The organism is Halopelagius longus (assembly GCF_900100875.1).
Lineage (GTDB): Archaea > Halobacteriota > Halobacteria > Halobacteriales > Haloferacaceae > Halopelagius > Halopelagius longus.
This window is the reverse complement of the sequence record NZ_FNKQ01000006.1, coordinates 178,156-188,433: the sequence shown is the minus strand read 5'-3', so window position 1 is coordinate 188,433 and position 10,278 is coordinate 178,156. Positions and strand designations below refer to the sequence as shown.

Genomic DNA, 10,278 nt, shown 5'->3' with positions numbered 1-10,278 from the left:
CCGTACATGTACCCCTCGCGCATCGTCTTCAGCACCGCGTAGGTGACGAAGAACGCGACGATGGGGAGGATGAACGTGAGGTCGAACAGCAGGTCAACGTTCATCGGCATCAGGTTCTTGATGGCCAGAATCGAGATGGTGAACGCGAAGACGACGCCGCCGACGCCGACGGCGGACCAGAACGGTTGCTCGACGGGGCGTCGGGCGCTCCCCTTGTTGAGGAACGGCACCATCGCGATGATGCCGACGACGACGACGTTCGCGAGCACTCCGTACGTCCGGTCGGCCGTCAGCTTCTGCCCGCCGAGGACGGCCAAATCGGGATTCAGCGGACCCAGCTTCAACAGGCCGAACGACCAGTAGAGGTACCAGTCCGGCAGGATGATCGCCGGCGTGGAACTCGGATTCGCCGGGTTGCCGATGTGCGGCGGCATCGTGGCCGAGAGAAACAGGATGATACCGACGAAGAAGCTCGCGATAGAGAGGTTACGAATTATCTCGTGGGGCCACGTCGGAAAGCCCAACACGTCGCGTTCGACGTAGTCGGACTCCTGCCGGAGGTCCTGGTCTTCGCGGCGAGACCGCTCGAAGTACTCGTAGGTAAGTCGCGAGAGGCCGTCGCTGCGCTCCTTGCGTTCCCGCCACGTCGGCGTCTCCCCGTCGGGAGCGACCGGGAGACCCGACCCGTCCGTGCGTCCGGAGTCGTCCGGCGTTCGGTCGTCCTCGGTCATGGCGCGTACACACGTGGTAACGCGCGTCCCAGACGAATAGGCATTTTTCCCGACGGGGCGACACGTCCCCTTCGTTGTTCTGTCCGGACGAGTAGACATTCGAAGGAAGCGGAATCGTGTTCCTCCCCCGTCCAATCCCTATATCTCTATTTCATTTATTCGATATCTGACGTTACTCCGGGCTCCGCCGACGGGGCGTCTCCGCTCTTCGTCTCCCGCCGACTCCCGGAGTTCAGCGGACACGGTGGTGTGCCGACGGACGGGTCGTCGCGTCAGTCGTCTTCGGCGTCCGAAGCGACGGTTCGCTCGTCCCACGAGCGACCGGTACTGTCGGAGACGACGACCACCGGAACCTCTGCGCTCTCGGCGACGGATTCGGTGGTTGACCCGGAGACGAACCGACGTAGCCGTCCCTTCGTCGGCGCGCCCATGACCACGGCGTCGTAGTACCCCGCCTGTTGGACGAGAACGTCGGCCACGTCCGCCTTCGGTTCCGCCTCCAGCGACCACGTATCCACCCGGTCGAACGAGGAGAGCCTCGAACTCGCCTCCGAGAGGACGGCCTGCCCGGCGTCGCGGTCCGCCTCCGCCGCGTCGGCCGCGGTGACGTACAGTAGGTCTATCCACGCGCCGGTCGCGGCGGCCAACGCTCTCGCGGCGTCCACCGCGAGGCCGGAGTGGGGGCCGCCGGCGACGGGGACGAGAATCGATCGAACGTCGTCGAGGGTCCCCCGACCGTTCGGCCGCACCACGTCCACGTCCACGCCGGCCGCGATTCGCTCGCCAGTCGAGGGTCGAAGCCCGGACAACACCCCGTCGGCCGGCGATTCCTCCACGACGACGGTTCTCGCTCCCACGCTCGTCACCGCGCGTTCGACTGCGGAGGCGACGGTGTTCCCCGTCCTGACGATTCCGGTCGCTGAGACCGCCCCGTCGGAGACGCTCCGCGCCCGCGCGGCGCGTTCCTCCGCCAGACACGACTTCCGCTCCGAGTCGTCGAGCGGTTGGGTAGTGACGGGGACGGGGTCGAGAAACACGAGTTCCCGTCCCGTCGCGTCCGCGAGTGCGACCGCGTACGTGAACGCCTGCGTCGTCGATTCGTCGTTCCGTATCGGTACGAGAATCGGTCCTTCCTCGTCGCTCCCCCCGTCGTGTCGCGGTTTCACCGACCCTCGCGTCGAGGGGGACGAGCGATTCCCTTCCGTCAGGGGGTCCGACGACAGGTCGTCGCTCGGTTTTGCGTCCATGGCACGTGCAACTCTCGAACACACATAAGCGCATCGGAGACTCTCGGCGGTGTGACGATTCTGCGCGGCGTACTGCGGTCGCACCGGTTCGAGCCGAGCCGATGGTCGGTCGTGCGTTCGACCCCCCGCCGACGCGTCCGTTACGACGTTCATAACGAGTCGCGCCACGCTCACCGCGAGGTGCGGCCGTCCGAAAAAAATCGGAGCCGGCGGCCTGACGGGAGCGACCCGACCGAGATCGATTCGCCTTCGAATCTGATTCGCTCGCGTCTGTCGCCGCGGTTCTGCGCGCCGAAGTTTTCGCCTACCCCAAAAAGTCAGTCTATAACAAAGTCCGTTTGTAGATACGTTACGTCGAAGGCCGTACCGACGGCCGCGCGCCGCGGACCGAGAAGGGGGCGTCCCCGCCGGGCAGTTCGCCCCCGATGCGCGGTTGCGCCGCGACGGAGGGTGGCCATCGAAGATACTCATCTATGTACAACGGAAACCGAATCGCAGTCGTCGTACCAGCATACAACGAGGAGGGATTCGTCGGTAGAACCATCGAGACCACCCCGTCGTTCGTCGACCGAGTGTACGCGGTGGACGACGGTTCGACGGACGGGACGTGGGACGAGATTCGGCGAACCGCGCGGCGACTGAACGCCGACAAAGAGAAGGCGATGGTCGCCGACGGCGGACACCGCGACGGCGAGTTCGTCGTCCCCCTCCGCCACGAGACGAACCGCGGCGTCGGTGCGAGCGTCAAAACCGGCTACCGCGCCGCGATGGAGGACGAGATGGACGTGGTCGCGGTGATGAACGGCGACGCGCAGATGGACCCCTCGATACTCCACCGCTTTCTCGACCCTATCGTCGAGGGGCGCGCCGACTACGCGAAGGGCGATCGGATAAGCCGACGGGAGAACGTCGGCGAGATGAGTCGGTGGCGTCTGTTCGGAAACCACCTGCTCACGTCGCTCACGAACCTCTCCAGCGGATACTGGCGAACCGTGGACTCCCAGAACGGGTACACGGCCATCTCCGTCGATGCGCTCCGCGAGATTCCGCTCGAGGACGTGTACGACGAGTACGGGTTCCTCAACGACCTCCTGACGACGCTGAACCTCCACGATTTCCGCGTCGTCAACGTCCCGCACCGGGCGGTGTACGGCGACGAGGAGAGCGGTATCGTCTACCGCGAGTTCGTCCCCCGACTCTCGGGACTCCTCCTCCGGAACTTCCTCCGGCGACTCGCGGCCCGTTCCCGCGACGCCCGGTACGTGCCGGCCGTCCTCGCGTACTGTCTCGGCGTGGTCGCCACGTGTTTCGGCGCGGGGTCGGTCCTCCGGGCCGCCGAACGCGGCGTCCGCCGTCGCGACTCCTCGGGTCTCCTCCGCGGCGTCGTCACCGGCGTCTGCGGCGCCGTCCTCTTCGTCCTCGGGTGCCGGTTGGACGCCCGCGCCGCGGAACCCCTCGAAACCGAGTACGCGGGCGAACGCTTCGAGGCGCGCGACGACTTCGACTCCGAGTAACGTCGCCGCTCCGTCGTCTGCGTTCTCTCTTCGCACTCGCGTCCGTTGTCCTTCGCACCCTCGCCCGCCGTCCTTCGCTCCTTCGTCCGTCGTCCTTCGCCGTTCGCTCTTTCGTCCTCTCTCCGTCCGGCGTCCGCCGTCGTGCCGTCCTCCCTTCACCCGTAACTTCGCGGACTCTCGTCGCTCTGCCCGGCGCTCTTCGCCTTCCCCGTTCGGCCGCGACGCGTCAGGCCTCTCGTCTCCTCCCTTCGACCGCTTTCGCTCCCGCGGAAGCGCGGCTATCTGCGGCGTTCGCTCTCGACGGGGAGACGTCCGTCCATCGCGACGACGGCGAAAAGAAGCGGCGGTCGGCGGTTCCGGCGGCGCGCCGTCTCAGCGACGGGCGTTCGTGACGATGCCGCGGATGTTACCGGTGATACCCCAACTGGACTGCCGGTCGAGGAGCAACACGGCGACGCCGTAGGCCGCCGCGCCGACTGCGATGCTCACGACGAGTTCGACGGTCGGACCGAACGAGAGCATCGAATCGACGTACCAGACGATTCCGGCCATGACGGCGCTGGCGGCGAACGGGTACACCATCTCGCGCACTATCTCGGTGTACCCCACGTCGATCATGTTCACGGTGGCGTAGATGTCGAGCGGCATCATCGGGAAGACGTATATCCCCGTGACGACGGCCGCCGTCCCGACGATTCCGTACATCTCCGTCGCGGGCCAGATGAGTATCGCCATGAGGACGACGCGAATCGCCGAGAACTTCGTGACGAGGTCCGGGCGGTCGAGCGTCTTCCACACCGGCCCGAACGCTTGCCCCAACGCCCGCAGGAAGCCGTACCCGCAGAGAATCTGCATCGGAACGACCATGTCCGTCCACTGGGGTCCGAAGAACGTCAGCACGAAGTCGGAGGCGACGACGGCGATGCCGAAGGCGACGGGCGTCGCGACGAACGCGGTGACACGTATCGTCCGCAGGAACGCCGTCTGCAGGAGCTCACGGTCCTCCTGCACCTTCGAGAACGCGGGGAACATCACCGACGAGATGACGTTCCCTAACTCCGAGGCCGGGGCGTTCGAGAACCGGTACCCGTACTGGTAGAACGCGAGCGCCGCCGGTCCCAGAAGCCAGCCGACGAAGGCGTCGTCGCCCTCGCTGTAGAGGAAAAAGAGGATGGACGACCCGGTTATCCACTTGCCGTAGTCCACGATACCCTTCGCGGAGTCCCAGTTGAAGTCGAGTTGCGGCCGGAACGTGTCGAGGCCGTACGAGGCGACGAGTCGGACCACGTCCGCGGCGATGTAGCCGACGACGAGAGCCCACGCGTTCGGCCAGACGAGGGCGTACCCGACTGCGACGACGGCCTGCGCGATGTCGCCGCCGACGCGGTAGACGAACTGCTTGTGGAAGTCGAGGTTCTTCTGGAAGTACACCATCGCGGGGTTGCGGAACCCGAGAAGGAGCGGCGACACGCCGATGGCGCGGATGAGGTCCGTCGCCCGCGGTTCGTTGAACACTATCCCCGCCAACGGAGCGCCCGCGAACAGCACGGAGAAGATGAGCAACCCGCGGGCGATTTCGAGAATCCAGACCGTGTTCAGATGCTCGTCGACGTTCTCTTCGACCTGCTGTACGAGCGCGTCGTTGATACCTATCTTCGTGAACTTCTTGATGCCGCTGAGAGTGAGAAGCGCGATACCGACGAGACCTATCTCCGCCGGCCCGACGAGGCGGGCGACGATGGTGAGCATCGCGAGTTGAAGGACGCGTCCGAACGCGTTCTGTCCCATCGCCCAGATCGCGCTCTTGACGACTCGCTCTGCCGTCCCACCGCTGGGGATGAGGCCCTCGATGAGCGAACGAAGCCGGCCGCTCACGGTGACATCCCCTCGCTTGTCCGTAACTGAGCCATTGTTCGAATTGGGCGTTCTACGTCGGTATCGTTATATCTGGGTTAATGTCCCACGGCCGAATACGTACCCTTCCGTCGTCCGTCAATTATCCGGGCCCTGCGTCAGGTCAGAGAACGGAGTCGCCGGTTAACCGAGTCGTTCGACCAGTCGCCACCGCACCGCCGAGAGGTCCCACCGGACGCGGTGTTCGGGGTCGTGCGCCCGGACGCGCGGCAGGAGGTGTCCGTCGTTCGACGCCGGGTCGAAGAGAAGGCCCCGCCGCGAGGTGACGCTCACGTCGTGCGTCTCGGCGACGAGTTCCGCCGCCTCCTCGGAGTACCGGCCGTAGGGGAAGCAAAATCGGTCGATATCGACGCCGAGTCGCTCCGCCAGTTCGTCGCGCGCGCCGACGATTTCCGGTTCGAGGTCCGACGGCGCGGAGAGACGCGAGAGGTCGGGGTGCGTCCGCGTGTGGTTTCCGACCGTCACCAGTTCGTCGGCCGCAACCTCGCGGAGTCGGTCCCACGACATCACGCCCGGCGCGGGGCCGCCGTAGTCGCGGTGCGCCTCGGGGTCGTTGTAGCGGTCGAACTCCGCGGGCGACCGGCCGAACCGGTACGCGAGGTCGGTCCGCCCGCCGCCGACGAACGCCACCGGGACGAACAGGGTGGCCGGAACCCCGTACCGTCGGAGGAGGGGGAGAACGTTCTCGTAGAAGTCGTCGTACGCGTCGTCGAACGTCAACGCGACGCGCTTTCCGCCGTCGTCGTCGAGGACGGCGGGCAGGTCGCACACCTCGAAGTGCGTCGTCAGGTACTCCAAATCGCGGCGGAACCGACCGACCGAGACGTTCCCGTACTTCTCGGGCGACCCGACTGCGTGGTACATGAGCACGCCGTTCGCCTCGTCGGGGTAGAGATGCGAGAACCCGAGACGCCGGTCCGCGCGACCCAACGCCTCGAACCCCGCCCGTTCGAGTCGTCGCGTCGTCCGCGGCAGGAGGTCGCTCTCCGGCGCCATCTTACCTCTCGCTGACGGAGTTCCGCGGGTGAGCGTGCGTCCGTGCGACCATCTTCAGACCACGTTGAACCACGCGTCCACGTTGCGCTCGGAGTACCCCTTCCCCACGATGTCGAGGCGGCCGTCGCCGTCTAAGTCCACGACTTTCGCCTCGTGGGTCGCGACGCCCTCTTCGATGACCTCCGGTTCGAAGCTCCCGTCGTCGTTCCGGTGGAAGACGAACTGCCGCGGGGTGTGTCCCTCTTCGAGGCCCATCTCGGCGACGTATATCTCCAAGTCGCCGTCGTCGTCGATGTCGGCGACCTGGAGGCTGTGGGGGTTCGACAGGTCGTCGTGCAGGATGGTCGGCGTCCACTCCGGCGGGTCGAACAGGCCGAGTCGGGCGCGTCGGTCGTCGGGATCCTGATACGGCAGGTCGCCCTCGGTGACGAGAATCTCGTCCTCGCCGTCGTCGTCCACGTCCGCCACGGCGAGGCGCGTCCACGGCCACCCCTCGGCGATGCTCTCGCGGTCCCACGTCCCGTCGCCGTTCCGGTGGAACACGTTGGGGCCGGCGAGAATCTCGACCGTCCCGTCGCCGTCCACGTCCGCGACTTCGACGCCCTCCACGTCGAGGTCCTCGGCGACCATGTGGCGGTTCTCGACCGGCCACGGTTCGCGCCGGGGGTCCTCGGGGATGTCGTAGTAGAAGACGACCGCGCTCTCTTGGGAGAGGACGACCACCTCGTCCTCGCCGTCGCCGTCCACGTCCGCGACGGCGGTGTCGTGGTACTTCTCGAAGTCGTCGGTGATGAGGCGGCGCGTCCACTCCTCGCGGGGGTCGTCGGGTTGCTCGAACCAGTAGAGGTCGTGTTCGTTCAGGTTCTGCCCGGCGACGAGGTCCATCGTCCCGTCGCCGGAGATGTCGCCGAGAGACCCGCCGACCGAGAGGTCGGGCGCTTTCGCCACGTCGTGTCGCTCCCACCCGGGGTTCTCGTACCAGAAGACGTTCGTCTCCATCTGCTTTATCACTTCGCGGGTTCCCGGCAGTTTCCGGAGGTTGAGATCCTTGCCGATGACGGGGACCGTAAACGGATAGATACCGCCGAGCGCACCGACGATGACGTCGGGAAGGCCGTTCCCCGTCAGGTCGGTCGTGAGGCAGAAGCTCATCTGACCGCACGGCGGGGAATCGTCGATTCGGCTGTGTTGGAACTCCATGTACGACCCAACAACGGTACGATAGAGAGATTGTAATGACGATATTAACGTCCGATGGCCGAATATCCGGCGTCGGAGACGGGTTCGGCCGGCCAACTTACCGCGTCGAACCGACCGTCGGCGACGCTCCGCCTTCGGACGCAGACGCCGCGGACTCGTCGTCGAAGAACTGCCGAACGAGCGCAGCGCCGTCTTCGAGTTTCTCGTCGGGGCCGGCGTCCAGTTCGTTCTCGTAGACGACCCACTCGACGCCCGCCCGCCGCGCCGCCGAGAGGACGCGACCGGTGTCCACGACGCCGGTTCCGCGTTCGACGTCCTCGTACGCGCCGAACCGACCCGTCGGAGCCACGTCGCGGAGGTGAATCGTCGGGACGCGCCCCGAGACCACCTCGAACGCGGCGACGGGGTCGAATCCGGCGGCGTACACCTCACCCACGTCGAGTTCGAAGAACAGGTCGTCGGGCGCGGTGCGGGCGACGAGGTTCCAGAAGCCGGTTTCGTCGGGGATGCGGTTCCGGTCGTCGCGGCCGAACTCCGCCAGTCCGCGGGAGGCGTAGGTGGCGAGTCCGGCCGGAAGCGGCGACCGTTCGAGGGTCTCGGTCACCCGGTCGGGGAGGAACGGCCAGAGGTCGTTTCTGACGTTGTGGTACCCGATGTCGACGTCGCGAGCGTCGAGTTCGTGAGAGAGGTCGGTGAGTCGGTAGGAGAGTTCGCGGACGTTCCACCGACTGCAGAAGTACCACGACGGAACGCGGGGGACGACGAGGCGGTCACAGCCCACCGTCTCGCACCGGTCGAGCAGGTCGTTCTCGCCCTCGACCGCCGCCTCTATCGCCGACAGTTCGGCGTGGACGGCGACAGGTTCGACGCCCGTCTCGTCTAGGGCGTCGGCGACGGCGTCGGGGTCGGCATCCCGAAAACGGCCCGCGAACTCGACGCCCTCGAACCCCGCCGCGCCGACGCGGCGAATCACCTCGGGGAGGGGGTCCGAGAACTCCCGGACGCTGTGCAGTTGGAACGCTGGACGGAGTCTGCGCTTCATACCCGCGAACTCTTTCATGTAAGCATTGTTATACGGTTATTAAGCCCCATCGGGCCTTCGACGGGCCGTATCGGAGTCGGGGGTACCCGCTTTCTCTCCGGCCTCTACCCCGTTATACCGTCCATACTGAACGCGACGCCGCCCGTATCCGTCGCCGTGACCTACCGAATCGGATTCATCGGAACGGGAGCACCGGACGGCGACGGGTTCGCCATGGCGTACCGTCACGCGGAGGGGTACCGCCGACTCGACGACTGCGAAATCGTCGCGTGCGCCGATTTGGTTCGCGAGAACGCCGAGGCGTTCGCCGAGGAACACGACGTGCCCGACCACCGCGTCTACGAGGACTACGAGGAGATGCTCTCGGAGGCGGAACCGGACGTAGTGAGCGTCTGCGTCCCGCCGGCGGACCACGCGGACATCGTCGTCGGTACGGCCAGAAGCGGCGTCGTCCGGGCTATCCACTGCGAGAAGCCGATGGCCTTGACGTGGGGGGACGCGAGGCGCATGGTCGAGGTGTGCGACGCCGAGGGGGTCTCTCTCACCATCAACCACCAGCACCGGTTCGGCCGTCCGTACACCGAACCGAAGCGACTCTTAGAGAAGGGGAAAGTCGGCGACCTGAAGCGAATCGAGTTCCGTGAGGAGGACCTCTACGACAACGGCACCCACGCGTTCGACCTCGCGAACTACTACAACGACGGGACGCCGGTCGAGTGGGTGCTCGGCCAGATAGACTACACCGAGGAGAACGTGCTGTTCGGCGCGCACAACGAGAATCAGGCGGTCGCGCAGTGGCGCTACGAGAACGGCGTCTACGGCATCGCGTCGACCGGTCGCGGCGAGGAGTTCGTCGGCGCTCTCTTCCGACTCGTCGGCACCGACGGCGTCATCGAAGTCGGAGCGGACGGCACCGTCTCCTACCGCCGCGACGGCGGGAAGTGGAAGACGGTCGATACCGGCTCGGACGCCCGCTACCGCCCGAAACTGAGCAAGCCTCGCCTCGCTCTCCGTTACCTCCTCGGCAAGGCGTCCGAGGGACTCGCGGGGCGGTTGGACAAACCGACCTACACCGCCCGCGCTATCGAGGACGTAATCGAGTCGATCCGGACTGGCGAGAGGTCGGAACTCGACGCGCGAGACGCCCTCGCAGCGGACGAGCTAATCTTCGCGACGTGGGAGTCCTCGCGCCGCCGCGGGCGGGTCGACCTCCCGTTGGAGGTAGACGACAATCCCCTCGAAGCGATGGTCGAGGCCGGTGTAGTCGGGCCCGACTCGGACCTGCCCTCGCGCGCCACGCGGCGGGCCGACGCCGCGTCGGGGTCGTCGGGGTCGCTCCCGTCGCGTCTACTCGGACGCCTCACTCGGTCGTAACGTCCTCTCCTCCTCTCCCCTCCCCACACCCCCTCCCCTCTCCTCCTCTCCGTGCTCCGCCGCCCCCCGCGCGACGGCGGCCGCGCCGCCATCGGCGGCGCAGCGAAAAAATCGGCGCGTCGATGACCGGGTGCGTCGGTCGCGCAAAACGGGCGTGCCGACTCGACCCGTGACTCCCCCTCTTTGGTAGACTTCGGCGCACCACCGTGTCCGGAGTTACCAACACGAAACGACGACTGGACCCGTTTCCGGGCCGATTG

General features: G+C 66.5%; 8 protein-coding genes. 2 read left to right on the top strand and 6 right to left on the bottom strand.

Features of this window, described 5'->3' with window-relative positions:
• The coding region (locus tag BLS11_RS18390) for a cytochrome b family protein (protein WP_092539265.1) at nt 1–731 on the bottom strand (731 nt) is incomplete at its 3' end.
• Between the two features lie 272 nt (nt 732–1,003).
• Nucleotides 1,004–1,978, bottom strand: coding sequence for a universal stress protein (locus BLS11_RS18385; protein WP_175454503.1), 975 nt, complete (start codon nt 1,976–1,978; stop codon nt 1,004–1,006).
• A gap of 473 nt (nt 1,979–2,451) precedes the next feature.
• On the opposite strand from BLS11_RS18385, the gene BLS11_RS18380 reads away from it, so the two are divergent.
• Nucleotides 2,452–3,492 carry a glycosyltransferase family 2 protein gene (locus tag BLS11_RS18380; protein WP_092539263.1) on the top strand — a complete coding sequence of 347 codons (1,041 nt, stop codon included), beginning with the start codon at nt 2,452–2,454 and terminating at the stop codon, nt 3,490–3,492.
• Between the two features lie 372 nt (nt 3,493–3,864).
• Here the strand turns inward: BLS11_RS18380 and BLS11_RS18375 are convergent, their stop codons facing one another.
• The 4 genes from BLS11_RS18375 to BLS11_RS18360 all read right to left on the bottom strand — a co-directional run bounded on the left by BLS11_RS18375 (nt 3,865) and on the right by BLS11_RS18360 (nt 8,644).
• Entirely contained in the window at nt 3,865–5,367 is a 1,503-nt protein-coding gene (locus BLS11_RS18375) for a lipopolysaccharide biosynthesis protein (protein ID WP_092539262.1), read from the bottom strand.
• A gap of 162 nt (nt 5,368–5,529) precedes the next feature.
• Nucleotides 5,530–6,402, bottom strand: a complete 873-nt coding sequence (locus BLS11_RS18370) for a polysaccharide deacetylase family protein (protein WP_092539261.1) — start codon at nt 6,400–6,402, stop codon at nt 5,530–5,532.
• Between the two features lie 54 nt (nt 6,403–6,456).
• The gene (locus BLS11_RS18365; protein ID WP_245699017.1) at nt 6,457–7,554 is read right to left on the bottom strand and encodes an FG-GAP repeat domain-containing protein; all 1,098 of its coding nucleotides are present in this window, start codon (nt 7,552–7,554) and stop codon (nt 6,457–6,459) included.
• 145 nt (nt 7,555–7,699) lie between these two features.
• Nucleotides 7,700–8,644 (bottom strand): sugar phosphate isomerase/epimerase family protein, encoded by a 945-nt coding sequence (locus BLS11_RS18360; protein ID WP_139172829.1) that lies wholly within the window; start codon nt 8,642–8,644, stop codon nt 7,700–7,702.
• Nucleotides 8,645–8,800: 156 nt separating this feature from the next.
• Here BLS11_RS18360 and BLS11_RS18355 point away from each other — a divergent pair, with 156 nt between their 5' ends.
• Entirely contained in the window at nt 8,801–10,018 is a 1,218-nt protein-coding gene (locus BLS11_RS18355; protein ID WP_092539258.1) for a Gfo/Idh/MocA family protein, read from the top strand.
• Nucleotides 10,019–10,278 lie beyond the last annotated feature (260 nt).

What these genes read in the sequence shown, in the direction of transcription:
- BLS11_RS18385 (WP_175454503.1), bottom strand. Translation starts at nt 1,978, where the DNA reads ATGGACGCAAAACCGAGCGACGACCTGTCGTCGGACCCCCTGACGGAA.
- BLS11_RS18370 (WP_092539261.1), bottom strand. Translation starts at nt 6,402, where the DNA reads ATGGCGCCGGAGAGCGACCTCCTGCCGCGGACGACGCGACGACTCGAA.
- BLS11_RS18380 (WP_092539263.1), top strand. Translation starts at nt 2,452, where the DNA reads ATGTACAACGGAAACCGAATCGCAGTCGTCGTACCAGCATACAACGAG.
- BLS11_RS18360 (WP_139172829.1), bottom strand. Translation starts at nt 8,644, where the DNA reads ATGAAGCGCAGACTCCGTCCAGCGTTCCAACTGCACAGCGTCCGGGAG.
- BLS11_RS18365 (WP_245699017.1), bottom strand. Translation starts at nt 7,554, where the DNA reads ATGAGCTTCTGCCTCACGACCGACCTGACGGGGAACGGCCTTCCCGAC.